Below are 15,212 nucleotides of genomic sequence, written 5' to 3' on the forward strand. Positions count from 1 at the left end.
GGGCCTGGGAAACCACCCGCCGGGACGCGCCCCGGAAAAACCTACTCGGCGGCCATCGCCACGGGGGCGTCGGGATCCTGCGCCTTGGTCAAGTAGCCGGTGACCGAGCGGGCCGGCGTCAGCCAGCGCTCGGCGGCGCTCTTCAGGCGGTCCTGCGACACCGCCTCGATATCGGTCGGCCAGCGGCGGACCTCCTCGATGGTCTCGCCGATCGCCAGAGCCGAGCCGTAGATGCGGGCGAGCGAGGACTGGCTGTCGGAGGAGTAGACCGTTTCGGCCACGAGCCGGGTCTTGGCCCGTTCGATCGCCTCGGGATCCAGGGCCTCCGAAGGCGCGCGGCGCAGCACCTTGTCGACGGCCTCCTCCAGCTTCTCCAGGGGCACGCCCTCGGCGGGCACCGCGTAGACGGAGAAGCGGGTGTCGTCGATCGCCGAGCCCATGTACCAGGCACCGGCATTCACCGCGAGGCCGGTCTCCATGACCAACTTGCGGTAGAGGTAGGAGGTCGAGCCACCGCCCAGCACCTCGGCGAGCAGTTCCAGATCGTGGCAGCCGCCGTCGCGGGCGGTGATGCAGGAGGGGGTCAGGTAGAGCCGCTGCAGGGTCGGCTGCTCGACCTTCGGGTCGGCGACCGCGACGCGGCGCAGCGCCTTCGGCTCCGGCTCCCGGGCCCGAATACGCTCGGGCCGGGTGCCCTGGGGCGTCACGCGGCCATAGGTGGTCTCGGCCAGCCGGCGGACCTCGTCCGGGGTCACGTCGCCGGCGACCACCAGGATGGCGTTCTCGGGCGTGTAGAAGCGCTTGTAATAGGCCAGCGCGTGCTCGCGGTTCAGCCCCTCGATCTCGTGCATCCAGCCGATGATCGGGGTGCCGTAGGGATGGTGCACGAACAGGCCGGCCGCCATCGCCTCGGAGAGCTGGGCGGAGGGGTCGGTCTCGACCCGCATCCGGCGCTCCTCCAGCACCACGTCGCGCTCGGGGGCCACGACGGCGTCGTCGAGGACGAGGCCGCTCATGCGGTCCGCCTCGAACGCCATCATGGTGCCGAGATGGTCCCGGGCGACCCGCTGGAAATAGGCGGTGTAATCGTAGCTGGTGAAGGCGTTCTCCTGGCCGCCGAGGCCCGACACCGCCTTCGAGAAGGCGCCGACCGGGTGGTTCTCGGTGCCCTTGAACATCAGGTGCTCGAGGAAGTGGGCGATGCCCGACTGGCCGAGCGGATCATCCGCCGAGCCGTTGCGGTACCAGATCATGTGGGTCGCGACGGGGGCCCGGTGGTCGGGCACGACCACCACGTCGAGGCCGTTGTCGAGGGTGAAAGCCGTCACTTCGGGGCCACCCGCCTCGGACCGCCCGAACGGCGCGGCATCGCCCCGGCCGGCGCTGGCGCCGAAGGCCGGGCCCGGACGCTGCGGGAAGAGGGGGGGCGTCGCCGTCCTGAACAGGTGCATTCCGCTTTCCTTCTGCCGGCCCCGCGCCCAGTGCGCCGCATCTCCGGATGCGCGTGCGGATCGGAACCGTCCTAGTCTCCGGCGGGCAAGAACCGCACCGGGACGAACATCACATGTTGCCACGTCGAGTCGCCGTTGCAACGGCGACACAGCGACTCCGCTACTGCTGCGCCCGCTGACGGAGATAGACCTGGGGGTCGGCCTCTTCGCGCTCGCGGCTGGCGTTGTTGATTGGGTCGCTGGAGGGCGGGCGCGCCAGCTTCTTGGGCGATTGCCGGTATCCGGTGGGCGGATCGGTCAGCACGTCCCGGTTCGGCTCGACGTCCGAGGGCTCCGCGTTGGCACTCTTGCCCTTGAGCAGGTCGAACGGGCTGAGCAGGCTGTCGTCGCGGTTGTTGTCGCCGGGCTTGCGCTCGGCCTCGGTGGTCAGGCCCGCGCCGGCCCGGCGGCCGTTGCGCATCTCGTCCACCGAGAGGGTGGCGTTGTTGTCGTCGTAGCGACCCTGGGCTTGGACGCCCTTGGGGTTGCGGCGCTCCTTGGCGGCGCGCTCGCGCTCGGCGATCTCGGGATCCTTCGGCCAAGCGGCGCTGGTGGAGCGGGCCCGGGGCTGGGGCAGGGCCTTGCCGTCGAGCTTGGGCGGCATCACCAGCGGCGGGCGCTCGTGGTAGTCGATCGGATCCTGGCGCTTCTCCAGAAGGCCGATGCCCGATAGCGCGTCGCGCATGAACTCGCCGCGCTCCTGCGCCTGGGCGCCGACGGAGATCAGCGGCGTCAGGGCGAACGCGGCGGGGAGGAGGAGTCGAAGCCTGCGATACCCGGTCATGCTGCCTCACGGGTTCCGGCCGGGGAGTCCGGCTCGGGGATGGCCGATACGCGGCCTGATCCGACGGGACCCGGCCTGAGGCCGGTTTCCGGCGATCGTATGGCGCCTTGGCCACATCGCGCCAGGGCGGAGATGTGGCCGGACCGATGTGTTGCGCGCATCACAGGCGTGGGGCCGGATCGCCCGGGGCCGGATCGCGCTGATGCCGCCCGGCCGGGAACAGGCTGTCGAGGATCAACCCGATGACGCCGGCCACGATCGCCGCGTCGGCGACGTTGAACACGTACCAGGACCAGCCGCCGGCATGCAGGTGGACGAAATCGAACACCGCCCCGTAGGCGGCGCGATCGATGGCGTTGCCCAGCGCACCGCCGACGATGAGGCCCAGGGCAACGCCGAGCAGCCGCGACGTGGCCCGCCGCATCCAGAGCCCGAGGCCGAGGGCGGCAGCGAGCGACAGGGCCACGAGAAGCCAGCGGCCGAAGCCGCCCTCCTGCTGGAACAGGCCGTAGGAGACGCCCCGGTTCCAGACCACGACGAAGTCGGCGAAGGGCCCGAACCGCCAGGGCTGCGAGAGCACGAGGTCGGTGCCGAAATACAGACCGAGCTTGGAGGCTTGGTCGAGGAGGAGGGTGAGCAGGAGGGCCAGAAGGCCGGCGCGGAAGGGGGTCATGCGGCGACCGCACGGCCGAGGGCGGAAAGCCCCTCTCCCCGCGCGCGGGGAGAGAGCTTCGGCGACCTTGCCGTCGACGAAGCGAGGCGGCAGCCGGGGGTGAGGGGGCGGTCAAGGGAGAGACTCTTCCGGAGCCACCCCCTCACCACCGCTCCGGCTTCGCCTGCGCTTCCCGCACGGACGGCGAGGTCCGTGCGGGCCTCTCCCCGCCCGCGGGGAGAGGGGGACGCGAAGCACATTACCCTCACGCCGCGCTCGCCTCCGGATGCGCCGCATCCCACTCGCGCAGGGCCTTTGCGTCGCGGGGGGTCACGTCCGGGAAATCCGGATCGCCGCCCACCTCCGGGCTGACCCGCCAGGAGCGGGCGCATTTGCGGCCCTCGGCCGGGCTCGGCACCACCGCCACGCCGCGGACCTCGTCGAGTCGGAAGGCCTCGGCCGGGCCCTCGCCCGCCACCACGGTGATGGCGGAGGTGATGCAGGTATCGGCGAAGTCACAGCCCTCCAGCGCCGCCAGCAGGTCCGGATCCGCCACGTAGACCGTCGGGGCCGCCTCCAGGCTCGCGCCGATCCGCTTGGCCGCGCGCTCGATCTCCAGCGCCCCGGTGACCACCCGCCGGACCCGCCGGATCTTGTGCCAGCGCTCCGCGAGGGGCGCGTCGAGCCAGGCGGCCGGGGTCTCCGGCAGGGTCTCGAGATGCACCGAGCCGTCCTCGGACGGGTAGCGGTCGAGCCACGCCTCCTCGGCCGTGAAGGCCAGCACCGGGGCGAGCCAGACCGTCACCCGCCGGAAGGCCGCGTCGATCACCTGAAGCGCGGCCCGGCGGCGCACCGACGAGATCGGATCGCAGTACAGCGCGTCCTTGCGCACGTCGAAATAGAACGATGACAGGTCGCCGGTCATGAAACCGTTGAGCAGCGCCACCACCCGCTTGGTGTCGAAGGTCGCGTAGGCCTCGCGGATCTCGCCGTCGAGCTCCGCCAGCCGGTGCAGGATCAGCCGCTCCAGCTCCGGCATTTTTTCCGGATCCACATCGTCGCCTTCGACCCGATGCGCCAGGGAGCCGAGCATCCAGCGCAGGGAATTGCGCAGCTTCCGGTAAGTCTCGGCAAACGTCTTGATGATCTCCGGGCCGATGCGCAGGTCATCGGTGTAATCCGAAGCCGCGACCCACAGGCGCAGGATGTCGGCACCCGAATCCTTGATGATGCTCTGCGGCGCGACGACGTTGCCCTTCGACTTCGACATCTTCAGGCCCTTGCCGTCGAGCACGAAGCCGTGGGTCAGGACGATGTCGTAGGGCGCCCGGCCCCGCGTGCCCGAGGATTCGAGCAGCGAGGACTGGAACCAGCCGCGATGCTGGTCGGAGCCCTCCAGGTACATCACCCGGTCCTGCCCGCCGTCGCGGATGCGCGTCACGCCCGCGAGCCCTGGAAAAGCCTCCGGATCGTCCAGCACGAAGGCGTGGGTCGAGCCCGAATCGAACCAGACGTCGAGGACGTCGGTGACCTTCTCGTAAGACGCCGGGTCGTGGTCCGGCGCCAGGAAGCGCTCGGCGGCCTCGTCCCGGAACCACGCATCGGCCCCCTCGGCCGCGAAGGCATCGCGGATGCGGGCGTTGACCCGGTCGTCCTTCAGGATCTCGGCGGTCTCCCGGTGGACGAACACGGTGATCGGCACGCCCCAGGCGCGCTGGCGCGAGACCACCCAGTCGGGCCGGTTGCCGACCATGCCGGTGATGCGGTTCTTGCCTTGCGTCGGCACCCACTGGGTGTCGTCGATGCCCTGGAGCGCCACCTCACGCAGGGAGCGGTTGCCGAGCGAATCCACCGGCCGGTCCATGGCGATGAACCATTGCGGCGTATTGCGGAAGATCACCGGCTTCTTGGAGCGCCAGGAATGGGGGTACTGGTGGCGCAGCACGCCGCGGGCGACCAGCGCCCCGGCCTCGGTCAGCGCGGCGATGACCGCCTTGTTGGCATCGCCCTTCTCGCCCTTGGCGGTGAGAACGCGGGTGCCGGTGAAGCCCGGCGCGGCCTCGGTGAGCACGCCGTCCGCGTCCACGGTGTAGGGGATGGTGGTGTCGATGCCGCGCTCGAGCAGCAGCCGGCCGCTCGCCATCCAGAGCTCGAAATCCTCGCGGCCGTGGCTCGGCGCCGTATGGACGAAGCCCGTGCCGGATTCGTCGGTGACGTGGTCGCCGTCGAGCATCGGCACGGCGAAGCCGTAGCCGAGCTTCGCCAGGGGATGGTCCAGGGTCAGGCCGGCGAGCGTCGACGGGCTCACGTCGGCGACGCGCTCGAACGCCTCGACCCGGGCGGCCTTGAACACGGTCGCGGCCAGGCTGTCGGCCAGCACGTAGCTCTGGCCGGGCACCGCCCAATTGTCGGCCGGCGCCTGCGTGACCCGGTACAGGCCGTAGGCGATTTTCTTGGAGTAGGCGACCGCGCGGTTGCCGGGGATCGTCCAGGGGGTGGTCGTCCAGATCACGACGCGCGCGGCGGCGAGGTCCCCCTGTGCGCCGGAGCGGATCGGAAAAGCGCAAAAAATCGTGTCGCTGACGTGCTCCTCGTACTCGACCTCGGCCTCGGCCAAAGCGGTCTTCTCGACCACCGACCACATCACCGGCTTCGAGCCGCGATAGAGCTGGCCGCTCATCGAGAACTTCATCAGCTCGTCGGCGATCACGGCCTCGGCGGGGTAGGCCATGGTGGCGTAGGGATGGTCCCAGTCGCCGGTGACGCCGAGGCGCTTGAACTCCTCGCGCTGCACGTCGAGCCAGTGCGCCGCAAACGTCCGGCATTCCTGCCGGAACTCGATCACCGGCACGTCGTCCTTGTTGCGGCCCTTGGCGCGGTACTGCTCCTCGATCTTCCACTCGATCGGCAGGCCGTGGCAGTCCCAGCCGGGGACGTAATTGGCGTCGAAGCCGAGGGCGGCCTGCGAGCGGACCACCACGTCCTTCAGGATCTTGTTGAGCGCCGTGCCGATGTGGATGTTGCCGTTGGCGTAGGGTGGGCCGTCATGGAGCACGAATTTCGGCCGGCCCTGGCCGCGGGCACGCAGCGTCCCGTAGAGGTCGATCCGCTTCCAGCGCTCGATGAGGAGCGGCTCGCGCACCGGCAGACCGGCGCGCATCGGGAACTCGGTCTGCGGCAGGAACAGGGTCTTGGAATAGTCGCGGGCGGGCGCGGTCTCGGGGGTGGTCATCGGATCTCGCATCGGCGGTCGGGCCGGCGGCAGGCCGGCGGAATCGGATCAGGCGGCAGGAGGAACCCGGACCTCCCCGCGGCCGCGCCGAAGCGGGCCCTCAGGCGGAGGCCGGGCCGGTAATTCGAATCGGGCGGCCGGGGCCGCGCAGGGCGCGCGAAGCGTGCATGCCGCGATCTCTATCAGCCGCTCCGGCGCGAGGCCAGCGGCAGGGTTCGGCTCCGCGGCCGCTCACGGAAACGCGAGCCCGGATGAGACCTTTCGGCGCCTGAACCGTTGATCGGGTACGCCCTCCGCGCTCCGAACGGGTGCGGAGACGACCCCGATCGATCTGCCAATCGATCTGCCAGGAGTAGGCCATGAAGAAGATTCTGATCACCACCCTCGCCCTCGCACCCCTCGCCTTCGCGGGGGCCGCGCAGGCCCAGGGCACGGCCCGCGGCGCTCAGCGCGGCGTCGAGGATGGTTCGGCTGCAGCCGGCCCGGTCGGCGGGATCGTCGGCGGTGCCGTCGGCGCGGCGACCGGCACGGTCGGCGGCGTGCTCGGCACGGATCCCGATCCGGCCCGCCGCGCCCGGGAAGAGCGCCGCGAGGAGCGGATGGAGCGTCAGGAGCACCGCGGCCGCTGATTCGATCCGGCCGGTCGCCTCAAGCGGCCGGCCGCGCGTCCCGGCGGATCGTCTCCTGCGCCAGGAGGTACAACCCTGAGCCGACCACGATCATGGCACCCGCCACGGTCCAGCGGCTCGGCACGTCGCCGAACAGCAGGAAGCCCAGCGTTACCGACCAGAGGAGCTGCGTGTAGATGAACGGCGCCAGCACGTTGGCCGGCGCGCGGGCATGGGCCATCACCAGCAGCCAGTGGCCGAGCGTTCCGAACAGCGCGACGCCGATCAGCAGCGCCCAGTGGGTCAGGCTCGCCGGGCTCGTCCAGATCCACGGCAGGAGCGGCGCCATCAGCGCGAGGCCCGCGAGCCCGGTGTAGAACATGGTCGTCGCGGTCGAATCATAGGCCGCGAGCTTGCGCGTGATGATCGCGTAGAAGGCGTAGACCACGACGTTGGCCACGCAGAGCAAAGCGGCCGGATGCATCCCGCCGACGCCGGGCCGCACGATCACCAGCACGCCCAGGAAGCCGACGCCGATCGCCGCCATCCGCGCCCGGGAGGACCACTCGCCGAGCAGCGGCCCGGCGAGCAGCGCCACGGTGAGCGGCGCGGCGAACTGAATCGAGATCGTCTCGGCCATCTGCAGGTAGCGCAGGGCCAGGAAGTTCAGGGCCGTCGAGGCGAACAGCAGCAGCGAGCGGACGATCTGGAGCGTCAGCCGCCGGCTCTTCACCACGCCCGGGGTGCGCACCGGGTTGACGAACAGCGAGATCATCGCGACGCTCGCGGCGTAGCGCATGAAGGTGGTGACCAGCGGGTCGACGCCGGCGCGCGCCAGGGTCTTGGCGCTGGCGTCGAGGCTCGCGAAGAACGCGACGGCCCCGCACATCAGGGCGATGCCGACGAGCCGTTGACGGCCGGCCAGGGCCGTCTCGGCAGCGGCCTGCGCGGGTGCGATGTCATCGGTGACGGACGTCGCGACCTGCGTGCTCATGCCTGCCAAATCCCGGTGGAGGCCGGTATTTGTGCCACCCTCGACCGCGTTGCGGTATCCGTCGCCGCGCAGGGGGACCATGCAGCCGGCACGGTCATGCGGGCCGGCGCCGCCTCACCGCTTGGCCGCGACCTTCTCGACCGCCGGGGCCTTCTCGGCGGAGGCGGTCCGGGTCGTCGCCTTCGCGACCTTCGGCTTCGCCGGCGCAGCCCCCGCGATCAGCGCCGCGAGATGCGACTGGTCGAGCCCAGATGCCACGGCCGGACGCGGCGCGGGCTGCGTCGCGGATACCGGCATGCTGGCCGCCGCGACCGAGCGCTCAACGGGACGCTCGATCGGGCGCGGCTCGATGGATCCCGTGGCGACCGGATCGGCAAGGCTGGCAACCGGCACCGGGGCCGCCGTCGATTCGCGCTGGACGCGCAGGGTCCAGTGCGCTGCCGTCGAGAGGGCGGCGACCGCCAGGATCGCCTTGATGCCGCTGGTGAGCAGGGCTCGCATGGTCGTCAGGCCCGAGAGAACGCGGTTACGCCGGACCGGATCCCGGCCCCACTTCATCATCGCCGCGGAGCGTGAACGAAGCTGCAATCGCCCAGCCGAAACCTGTCCCGGAACGGGGCAGCGCGCCGTCCTCAAAGGTCCGGGCGAGAGGAGAAATCTATGTGGGCCTTGCGCCGGATCCGCGGTTCCTGTTCCCCGCGCACCCGACACTCCTGCAGCGACTCGGCCCACTGAGCCTCACAGAAACGGCCCAGAGAACTGGTCCGGACCGCTCCGTCACTGCCGACCCCGCCGCCATGCAGGCCCGAGCGGGCTCGCGAAACCTTCAGGCGCATCGGCCGCTGGGGACCGCCCGTGTAGAGGGTGACAGCCGAGCCGGCAACAGAGGCGGGACGGTTTCGGCGGCCCCCGCGGCGATCAGCGCGCCGCAGCGTCCGCGGCGAAGCGTATCAGCGCGGCGATGTCGGACCCGCCCGCCTCCGCGGCGAGGTGCCGGTAGAGCGCGGCATAGCCGTCGAAGACCTGCCGGCCAGCCGCGTCCGGGCCGAGGAAATCGGCGATTTCCGCCATCTCGGGTGCCCAGCGATACGCCTTCGGCGCCATGTCGGGCAGGCCCTTGGCGAACCGGGCGAGGAGCGCCGGCTCGTTCTCGGCGAGTTCGGCCAGCAGCGCCTCGCCGGCCCCGGCGCGCTCGGCGGCCAGGATCATGATGGCGGCCAGCGCCGTCAGGCCCTTGTTCAGGCCGGCATAGCTCATCTTCAGGCTGGAGGCGGCACCGATCCAGCCGACGCAGACGCGCAGGTCGAGGCCGAGGTCGCGCAAGATCAGCGCCGGGGTCGTGTCGGGAGCCGAGACGTAGACGCGCGGCCCCGGCGTGCCAAGCTTCGGCGGCAGGCCGAGGATCGCCCCGTCGAGGAACGGCGCGCCGGTAGCCGCGACGATCTCCGCGATGCGGCCGACCGTCTCCGGGCTGACCGCGTTGGCGTCGATGTAGACCGGCTTGCGTGGGGCCGCCGCGAGGGCGGGCGCGAGCCGCCGGGCCAGCGCCTCCGCGTCGGCGGGCGGCACGATCGAGAGCAGGATGTCGGCGGCGGCGAGATCGGCGTCCGCGGCGTGGACCATGCCGGCGACCTCGGCCCGGGCGCGGCTCGCCGCCCCGCGCCCGTCGAGGGAGGTCAGGACGCGGGCGCCGTGCTCGGACAGCCGCGCCCCGATGGCGCTGCCCATGGCGCCGGGGGCGATCACTGCGATTGTGGACATGACAAGGCTCCCCCGGACTGCGACCCGGACATGGTAGTCAGCGGTCTTGGCAGAGCCTAGAGTGCGGCACCATTGGATCCGCGCCATGACTCAAATCAGGCCGAGGGCAGGCTCCCCGGATGCCCCCCGCTATCGCCGGGCGCCACGACGCGACGGCATGAAGCTCCTACGCCTCTGGGTTCCGGATCCATCGCGGTCGGGGTTCAAGGAGGAGGCCGCCCGGCAAGCCGCCTTTCTGAAGGGAGCCGCCGAGGAAGCCGAGGCCCTGACCTTCATCGAATCTGCGTTCGACTGGCCTGAACCGTGACCCGCGGTGACATCGTCACCGTCTCGCCGCCGGGCGCCTACGGCAAGCCGCGTCCCGCTATCGTCGTCCAATCCGATGGCGATTATACCGTTCGCACATACAGTTGACGCAAGTGGCCGCGCTCCCCACTTGGCGGTCCCTGAAGCCATCTGCGAGACGGAGCTACGATGAAAATGCCGAGCTTCCTTGAAGTCCCCGAAATGCACGAGGATCATGTCACGTTAGTGCCGTACTGCCCTCATCCCGGCGGGGAGATAACAGCCGTCTTTTTAGGGCCCTTTGAGAAAAACAAAGATCTATTCGAGTCTGAACGAATGCCGATCAAAGAAGCTATCGAGGCGGCACAACGTCGTGCAAAATCAAAAAAATGCGACGTTGTTGTTTTAGACCATCAGAAACTCTGGGACCCTGCTCACGGCGACCTTATCTAGCTTTCCTTAGGTCGTGATTTAGCTATTTTCTTTAATGCGGCATCAAAATCTGCTTCATCCTCGCTAGCACCCGCCTCGCGCGCAGCTTCAATGAACCGGCGGCGCTGTTCCTCGGGCGTCAGCTTCTCGGCGCCGAGCTTGGTCCCGCCTGATGACTGGCGACGTTGCGCGACGAAGGGCGCTTGCGTGAGTGGAGGCTTGCTCATAGCGGTAGCCTAGGAGTTGGATGCTCAGGCTTTGAGCGGATCAAATTGATGAGTCTTTTGGCTGTTGGATCGTTGGCAATAGCGCCACACCAAGTTTCGGCCGACAATATCGGTATCGACTTCCCTTCAGGCCCTTTTGATTTCCCGTCGTCAAACGTGTGCAAAGCAGCGAGCGGCACCTTAAATTCGTCTTTCAAATATATCGCGGACGCAAGGTGGATTGCATCCGGTGTTAAAAGTTTCCGTTTTCCGTTGTCCTTTGTGTATTGTAGGCTCCTAAGGGCGCCAGCTAGAGACATGATATTTGGGTCCGGGGTAATCTGAATGATCGCCGCCGAATAATCCTCAAGAAACTCCTCGAAGGTCCCGAAACTTGAGTTTCTCATGCTTCCACGGGTTATCTCTGCCAGTGTAATGGTCGAGCAATAAATCTTAAATTTGCCCGCTTTCGCTTCTTCTAGATACTGCTCTATATGAGATATGTAGTTACCATATGCGGCAATCTCATTGTTTAGGAAGGCCGTGAACACACACGTATCCCAATACACCTCGATCGGAGCCATCGGTTAATCTCGGCTCCATTCAAGCTCATCGTCCCTTGCTTCGATTGCAAAGGCGCCCCGCCACCGACTGAGATTTCTCTTTTCCGTGATAACTCTCGCCGCCCGAACGTCTATCCGAGACGGTAAGCCGCTATCACCCCTGTACAGTGCCAAACCACCAATAATCGCACGCTTGTCCAGCGCATCGCGCAATTGTTCAGAATCAAGGTTCGTAATTACGCAATCGATTTGCCGCCCCCCGGCTGTCAAAATAAGATATGCGGTTTTAATTTCGCCACGCAGATCGACGGCTTTTAGTACTCCGTCGAAATTCACGAAAGCCTGCCCCTTATAATAGGACCTTGTGCTTTTCTCAGCCCTCTCAATCTGGTTTAACAAAGTTACTGCTTGGTGCCTCATTAAATCATCTATACGCACAATGTCGGATTTGGAAAATTTGATTTCACCGAAATCGAAGTTCTTCCCGACCCCTCGATTGAGAAGGGCGACTTGTTTGACAAAGTTTTTTGGCAGGTCCTTCGCAGACGGATCGCCCCGCTGGATCTTACCAAGTCCATCTCGGTAATAATCTACAGAAGATAAGGGAGGTGGACCATTGGAAACCAAATGTTCTCTAAAGCTAGCGGTCGCCGTATTCTTGGCGAGTGCGCTAATCATATATCTATGACGACGCGCGCCGTTTGCGGACACGTCGGCAATAGCTAGCGCTGTCAGAAAAGCTTTTAGCTTCTCCGCAAATACCTCGCCGTCCACGGCCTCATTGTGTGCTTGGAGGCCGTGGATCGTGAGAGTGGCTTCATCCTCTCCGGACATGGCCGGTCGCTAACCCTTCGTCAGGTGACTTATAAGTCAGCCGCTTGCCAACGATACCATGTAGGGCGCGCTCTGTCCTCTCCGAGTCGTTAACGCCCAGCTTCACCCGGTTGTTGTAGCGGAAGTCAAATTCTGCCAAATAGCGATGAAGGTGCTGCTTTCCGCAGTGTTGATAGACACCTTTCATGCCCCTCTTGAACACAGAGAAGTAACCTTCAATCGTATTCGTGTGAACGATGCCGCGAACGTACTCCTTGGCGCCGTGAGCGGTCGTCTGGTGGTCAGCGAAGGACGCTCCAACCTTTGTGTAGATGCTGGACTCGTCGGTGTAGAGGCTCGCTTCTTTGACGATGTTGGCCTCGATGATGGGACGGATTGTCTCGGGCTTGATGTCGTCCACCACGACAGAGCGGACCTGACCGGCGCCGCGGTCGAGAAGGGACAGCACCTTCATCTTGTGATGATAGGCGCGCTTCTTCGGGGCGCCGGGCTCGCGGCCGATGAAGGTCTCGTCAGCCTCGACGGTGCCAGAGGCGCCGGGCATGCCGTCAATGCCGCCCATAGGAGCCAGAGAACCGTCACGCATGGCCTCGCGCAGACGGTGGGCCATGAACCACGCCGTCTTGTAGGTGACGCCGAGCATGCGATGCAGCTGGTGCGCGGAGAAGCCCTTCTTGGAGGAGCACATCAGGTGCGCCGCCTGAAGCCACAGGTGCAGCTTGACGTGGCTGGCCTCAAACACCGTGCCGACCGTGACGGTGAACTGTTTCTTGCAGTCGCCGCAACGGCGAAGGCCCATGCGACCGCCCTTAACGTTCGTGATCCGGCCCATGCCGCCGCAGTGAGGGCATACGGGACCATCGGCCCACAGGACGCTTTCCAGCTTGGCGAAGGCTGCGGCTTCGTCGTGAAAGAAGGCTGCGGACAGGGCGGACATCGGGCTAACTCCTTGATAGAGAAGCTAGACCGTCAGGCCGTATGTGTCAACGATATAATCGCCAATCCGATTGGTTGGCCGGAACCGACAGCATCCTCGTCTGCCTCGTCACGAGCACGTTGCGCGAGGCACCGCTCTTCCGGCTCACCGTCGAGCCGAGCCCGGCCAATGGATTGCGAAGCACCTCACAGATCATGGTCGACAAGATCATCGCCCTGCCGCGGGCGAAATGCGGTGCCGTCATCGGCCGGCTCGAACGCGACACGCTCGCAGCCTTGAACCGGATGCTCGCCCTCGTGCTTGGCCTCGCCGACTGAGGCAGCGAGACGGTCCCGAACACGTGATCCCGCGGGCTTGGTGACGCTCCGCGGGACGACCGACGCGGGCCCTCAATCCTATCGCAGCGAGCCGCAGAACCGCTGGATGCGCCGGCAAGCCTCCTCCAGCACGGCGTTGGAGGTGGCGTAGGAGATCCGCAGGTTCGGTCCGAGCCCGAAGGCCGAACCGTGCACCGCGGCCACGCCCTCGGCCTGGAGCAGCTCCGTGACGAAATCCTCGTCGGTCTCGATGGTCTTGCCGGACTCGGTCGTCTTGCCGATCAGCGCCGCGCAGGACGGATAGACGTAGAACGCGCCCTCCGGCGTCGGGCAGGTCAGGCCGTTGGTCTGGTTGAGCATCGACACGACGAGATCGCGCCGGCCCTGGAACGCCGCGCGGAACGTGGCCAGATGGTCCTGCGGGCCGTCGAGGGCGGCGACCGCGGCCCACTGCGCGATGGTGCTGGCGCCTGAGGTCTGCTGGCCCTGGACGAAGTCCATCGCCTTGATGAGTTTCTCGGGCCCGGCCGCGTAGCCGATCCGCCAGCCGGTCATGGCGTAGCCCTTCGAGACGCCGTTCATGGTCAGCGTCCGCTCGGTCAGCTGCGGCTCGACCTGGGCGGGGGTGACGAACGCGAAATCGCCGTAGGTCAGGTGCTCGTAGATGTCGTCGGTGAGGATGTGCACGTCCGGGTAGCGGAGCAGCACATCGGTGAGCGTCTTCATCTCGGCGCGGGAATAGGCGGCCCCGGACGGGTTCGACGGCGAGTTGAGGACGATCCACTTGGTCTTCGGGGTCAGCACCCGGTCGAGCTCCTCCAGCTGGAGCTTGAAGCCGTGCGCCATGTCGGTGTCGGCAAAGACCGGGGTGCCGCCGCACAGGCCGACCATCTCCGGGTAGGACACCCAGTAGGGGCGGGGGATCACCACCTCGTCGCCGGGGTTCAGGGTGGCGAGGAAGGCGTTGTACAGCACCTGCTTGCCGCCGGTACCCACGATGGTCTGCGAAACCTTGTAGTCGAGCCCGTTCTCGCGCTTGAACTTGCGCACGATCGCCTCGCGCAGGGGCGCGATACCGGAGACCGGCGGGTAGCGGGTCTCGTTGCGGTGGATCGCCTCGATCGCCGCCTGCTTGATGTGCTCGGGCGTGTCGAAATCCGGCTCGCCCACCGACAGGCTGATGACGTCGACGCCGGACGCCTTCAGGTCCCGGGCCTTCTGGGTCATCACGATGGTCGCGGACGGCTTCACCCGCGAGAGGACGTCGGCGAGGAGAGCCATGGCGTGCGATGCTCCGGATTGTCGAGGTCAGGCGCCGCCTCTTCGCGGCGCGGCGGACCCTAGGCCCGGGACGCTGAGCCGGCAAGCACGGTCGCCGCGACGGCACGCGAGACCGCGTTTTCTGCTATGGTCACGAGAGTCGGGACGGAACGAGAGGCCCTGCCGATGGGGGAAACCATCAGCATCACCCTAGCGCCGGATACGCTCCGGGCCGTGCGCGCGAGCGTCGAGGCCGGCGAGTACGCCTCGGTGGACGCGCTGCTCGACGAAGCCGTGCACGCGTTGCAGCGCCAGCGCCGGGAGACTGCCGAGCGGCTCGATGACATCCGCGCCCGCATCCGGCGATCGTTGGACGACCCGCGGCCGCCACGGAGCCTCGAAGAGGTTAGGGCGCACATCGACGCCCTGCATGCCGAGACCGTGAAGGCTCACCGGAATGCGGCGTCTTAAGGTCATCTTCGGAGCGGAAGCCGAGACCGGCCTGCTTCAGATCTATCGCTGGGTCTATGATGCGAGCCGCGATCCGAACGGAGCCGGCCGGTTTCTGGACAAGCTCATCGGCCGGTGTGAGCGCATCGGCGATGCGCCCCATGGCGAGCGCCTGCGCCATGATCTGGAGCCGGGCCTCCGAACCGTGCCGTTCGAGCGATCCGCCGTCATCGCCTATCGGGTCGAAGCCGACCGGGTGACGATCACCAACGCGTTCTACGGCGGCCGCGATTTCGAAGCGCTGTATCAGGCCGCCGGGCCGGACGACGAACCCGCACCGTGACGCGTCTGGAAGGGCGCGGATCGCCATGCCCTCGCGCCGGCCGGCCCAGGCCCCCATCTCTCCT

18 protein-coding genes are annotated in these 15,212 nt (G+C 67.3%); 6 read left to right on the plus strand and 12 right to left on the minus strand.

The annotated features are described in order from the left end of the window. Positions 1-41: 41 nt before the first annotated feature. The 4 genes from MKK63_RS12325 to ileS form a co-directional block, all read right to left on the minus strand. Positions 42-1,451: a M16 family metallopeptidase gene (locus tag MKK63_RS12325; RefSeq protein ID WP_244002044.1), complete on the minus strand. Its 1,410-nt coding sequence runs from the start codon at positions 1,449-1,451 to the stop codon at positions 42-44. Between the two features lie 160 nt (positions 1,452-1,611). Then, positions 1,612-2,274: a hypothetical protein gene (locus tag MKK63_RS12330; RefSeq protein ID WP_244002046.1), complete on the minus strand. Its 663-nt coding sequence runs from the start codon at positions 2,272-2,274 to the stop codon at positions 1,612-1,614. A 160-nt stretch (positions 2,275-2,434) separates the two neighbouring features. After that, a complete protein-coding gene (gene lspA, locus MKK63_RS12335) occupies positions 2,435-2,947 on the minus strand; it encodes a signal peptidase II (RefSeq protein ID WP_244002048.1) in 513 nt (170 codons plus the stop codon). Between the two features lie 244 nt (positions 2,948-3,191). Continuing rightward, complete coding sequence (gene ileS / locus MKK63_RS12340) at positions 3,192-6,158, minus strand: isoleucine--tRNA ligase (protein ID WP_244002049.1); 2,967 nt, start codon at positions 6,156-6,158, stop codon at positions 3,192-3,194. Between the two features lie 359 nt (positions 6,159-6,517). On the opposite strand from ileS, the gene MKK63_RS12345 reads away from it, so the two are divergent. Continuing rightward, positions 6,518-6,787: a hypothetical protein gene (locus MKK63_RS12345; RefSeq protein ID WP_244002051.1), complete on the plus strand. Its 270-nt coding sequence runs from the start codon at positions 6,518-6,520 to the stop codon at positions 6,785-6,787. A 19-nt stretch (positions 6,788-6,806) separates the two neighbouring features. Here MKK63_RS12345 and MKK63_RS12350 read toward each other — a convergent pair whose 3' ends face one another. The 3 genes from MKK63_RS12350 to MKK63_RS12360 all read right to left on the minus strand — a co-directional run bounded on the left by MKK63_RS12350 (position 6,807) and on the right by MKK63_RS12360 (position 9,521). Further along, positions 6,807-7,760, minus strand: coding sequence for a DMT family transporter (locus tag MKK63_RS12350; protein ID WP_244002053.1), 954 nt, complete (start codon positions 7,758-7,760; stop codon positions 6,807-6,809). A 114-nt stretch (positions 7,761-7,874) separates the two neighbouring features. Beyond that, on the minus strand, positions 7,875-8,261 hold the full coding sequence (locus MKK63_RS12355) for a hypothetical protein (protein WP_244002174.1): 387 nt from the start codon (positions 8,259-8,261) through the stop codon (positions 7,875-7,877). Positions 8,262-8,678: 417 nt separating this feature from the next. After that, complete coding sequence (locus tag MKK63_RS12360; protein WP_244002055.1) at positions 8,679-9,521, minus strand: DUF1932 domain-containing protein; 843 nt, start codon at positions 9,519-9,521, stop codon at positions 8,679-8,681. 85 nt (positions 9,522-9,606) lie between these two features. Here MKK63_RS12360 and MKK63_RS12365 point away from each other — a divergent pair, with 85 nt between their 5' ends. Both MKK63_RS12365 and MKK63_RS12375 read left to right on the plus strand, forming a co-directional pair. After that, positions 9,607-9,828 carry an antitoxin MazE-like protein gene (locus MKK63_RS12365; RefSeq protein WP_279574636.1) on the plus strand — a complete coding sequence of 74 codons (222 nt, stop codon included), beginning with the start codon at positions 9,607-9,609 and terminating at the stop codon, positions 9,826-9,828. 167 nt (positions 9,829-9,995) lie between these two features. Continuing rightward, positions 9,996-10,259: a hypothetical protein gene (locus tag MKK63_RS12375; protein WP_244002059.1), complete on the plus strand. Its 264-nt coding sequence runs from the start codon at positions 9,996-9,998 to the stop codon at positions 10,257-10,259. Here the strand turns inward: MKK63_RS12375 and MKK63_RS12380 are convergent. From MKK63_RS12380 to MKK63_RS12395, 4 genes are read right to left on the minus strand one after another with little or no spacing between them, the layout of a single operon-like run. Beyond that, complete coding sequence (locus tag MKK63_RS12380) at positions 10,256-10,465, minus strand: hypothetical protein (protein ID WP_244002061.1); 210 nt, start codon at positions 10,463-10,465, stop codon at positions 10,256-10,258. The genes MKK63_RS12375 and MKK63_RS12380 overlap by 4 nt on opposite strands. Continuing rightward, positions 10,462-11,028, minus strand: coding sequence for a type II toxin-antitoxin system VapC family toxin (locus MKK63_RS12385; protein ID WP_244002063.1), 567 nt, complete (start codon positions 11,026-11,028; stop codon positions 10,462-10,464). The genes MKK63_RS12380 and MKK63_RS12385 overlap by 4 nt, the downstream gene beginning before the upstream one ends. A 3-nt stretch (positions 11,029-11,031) precedes the next feature. After that, positions 11,032-11,841 carry a hypothetical protein gene (locus MKK63_RS12390; protein ID WP_244002065.1) on the minus strand — a complete coding sequence of 270 codons (810 nt, stop codon included), beginning with the start codon at positions 11,839-11,841 and terminating at the stop codon, positions 11,032-11,034. Next, positions 11,825-12,778, minus strand: a complete 954-nt coding sequence (locus MKK63_RS12395) for an IS1595 family transposase (RefSeq protein ID WP_244002068.1) — start codon at positions 12,776-12,778, stop codon at positions 11,825-11,827. The genes MKK63_RS12390 and MKK63_RS12395 overlap by 17 nt, the downstream gene beginning before the upstream one ends. A gap of 74 nt (positions 12,779-12,852) precedes the next feature. Here MKK63_RS12395 and MKK63_RS12400 point away from each other — a divergent pair, with 74 nt between their 5' ends. Continuing rightward, the gene (locus MKK63_RS12400; RefSeq protein ID WP_244002069.1) at positions 12,853-13,095 is read left to right on the plus strand and encodes a type II toxin-antitoxin system PemK/MazF family toxin; all 243 of its coding nucleotides are present in this window, start codon (positions 12,853-12,855) and stop codon (positions 13,093-13,095) included. Between the two features lie 78 nt (positions 13,096-13,173). Here the strand turns inward: MKK63_RS12400 and MKK63_RS12405 are convergent, their stop codons facing one another. Next, the gene (locus MKK63_RS12405; protein ID WP_244002071.1) at positions 13,174-14,376 is read right to left on the minus strand and encodes a pyridoxal phosphate-dependent aminotransferase; all 1,203 of its coding nucleotides are present in this window, start codon (positions 14,374-14,376) and stop codon (positions 13,174-13,176) included. Positions 14,377-14,541: 165 nt separating this feature from the next. Here MKK63_RS12405 and MKK63_RS12410 point away from each other — a divergent pair, with 165 nt between their 5' ends. Both MKK63_RS12410 and MKK63_RS12415 read left to right on the plus strand, forming a co-directional pair. Further along, positions 14,542-14,826 carry a type II toxin-antitoxin system ParD family antitoxin gene (locus MKK63_RS12410; protein WP_313901766.1) on the plus strand — a complete coding sequence of 95 codons (285 nt, stop codon included), beginning with the start codon at positions 14,542-14,544 and terminating at the stop codon, positions 14,824-14,826. Further along, positions 14,813-15,148 carry a type II toxin-antitoxin system RelE/ParE family toxin gene (locus tag MKK63_RS12415; RefSeq protein ID WP_244002073.1) on the plus strand — a complete coding sequence of 112 codons (336 nt, stop codon included), beginning with the start codon at positions 14,813-14,815 and terminating at the stop codon, positions 15,146-15,148. The genes MKK63_RS12410 and MKK63_RS12415 overlap by 14 nt, the downstream gene beginning before the upstream one ends. Positions 15,149-15,212 lie beyond the last annotated feature (64 nt).

Origin of the sequence: Methylobacterium sp. J-088 (genome assembly GCF_022829295.1) — a bacterium.
In the GTDB taxonomy this organism is placed as follows: Bacteria; Pseudomonadota; Alphaproteobacteria; order Rhizobiales; family Beijerinckiaceae; genus Methylobacterium.

What these genes read in the sequence shown, in the direction of transcription:
- MKK63_RS12325 (WP_244002044.1), bottom strand. Translation starts at nt 1,451, where the DNA reads ATGCACCTGTTCAGGACGGCGACGCCCCCCCTCTTCCCGCAGCGTCCG.
- MKK63_RS12410 (WP_313901766.1), top strand. Translation starts at nt 14,542, where the DNA reads ATGGGGGAAACCATCAGCATCACCCTAGCGCCGGATACGCTCCGGGCC.
- MKK63_RS12415 (WP_244002073.1), top strand. Translation starts at nt 14,813, where the DNA reads ATGCGGCGTCTTAAGGTCATCTTCGGAGCGGAAGCCGAGACCGGCCTG.
- MKK63_RS12385 (WP_244002063.1), bottom strand. Translation starts at nt 11,028, where the DNA reads ATGGCTCCGATCGAGGTGTATTGGGATACGTGTGTGTTCACGGCCTTC.
- MKK63_RS12365 (WP_279574636.1), top strand. Translation starts at nt 9,607, where the DNA reads ATGACTCAAATCAGGCCGAGGGCAGGCTCCCCGGATGCCCCCCGCTAT.
- MKK63_RS12345 (WP_244002051.1), top strand. Translation starts at nt 6,518, where the DNA reads ATGAAGAAGATTCTGATCACCACCCTCGCCCTCGCACCCCTCGCCTTC.
- MKK63_RS12330 (WP_244002046.1), bottom strand. Translation starts at nt 2,274, where the DNA reads ATGACCGGGTATCGCAGGCTTCGACTCCTCCTCCCCGCCGCGTTCGCC.
- MKK63_RS12395 (WP_244002068.1), bottom strand. Translation starts at nt 12,778, where the DNA reads ATGTCCGCCCTGTCCGCAGCCTTCTTTCACGACGAAGCCGCAGCCTTC.
- MKK63_RS12350 (WP_244002053.1), bottom strand. Translation starts at nt 7,760, where the DNA reads ATGAGCACGCAGGTCGCGACGTCCGTCACCGATGACATCGCACCCGCG.
- MKK63_RS12405 (WP_244002071.1), bottom strand. Translation starts at nt 14,376, where the DNA reads ATGGCTCTCCTCGCCGACGTCCTCTCGCGGGTGAAGCCGTCCGCGACC.
- MKK63_RS12380 (WP_244002061.1), bottom strand. Translation starts at nt 10,465, where the DNA reads ATGAGCAAGCCTCCACTCACGCAAGCGCCCTTCGTCGCGCAACGTCGC.
- MKK63_RS12375 (WP_244002059.1), top strand. Translation starts at nt 9,996, where the DNA reads ATGAAAATGCCGAGCTTCCTTGAAGTCCCCGAAATGCACGAGGATCAT.
- ileS (WP_244002049.1), bottom strand. Translation starts at nt 6,158, where the DNA reads ATGACCACCCCCGAGACCGCGCCCGCCCGCGACTATTCCAAGACCCTG.
- MKK63_RS12360 (WP_244002055.1), bottom strand. Translation starts at nt 9,521, where the DNA reads ATGTCCACAATCGCAGTGATCGCCCCCGGCGCCATGGGCAGCGCCATC.
- MKK63_RS12390 (WP_244002065.1), bottom strand. Translation starts at nt 11,841, where the DNA reads ATGTCCGGAGAGGATGAAGCCACTCTCACGATCCACGGCCTCCAAGCA.
- MKK63_RS12355 (WP_244002174.1), bottom strand. Translation starts at nt 8,261, where the DNA reads ATGCGAGCCCTGCTCACCAGCGGCATCAAGGCGATCCTGGCGGTCGCC.
- lspA (WP_244002048.1), bottom strand. Translation starts at nt 2,947, where the DNA reads ATGACCCCCTTCCGCGCCGGCCTTCTGGCCCTCCTGCTCACCCTCCTC.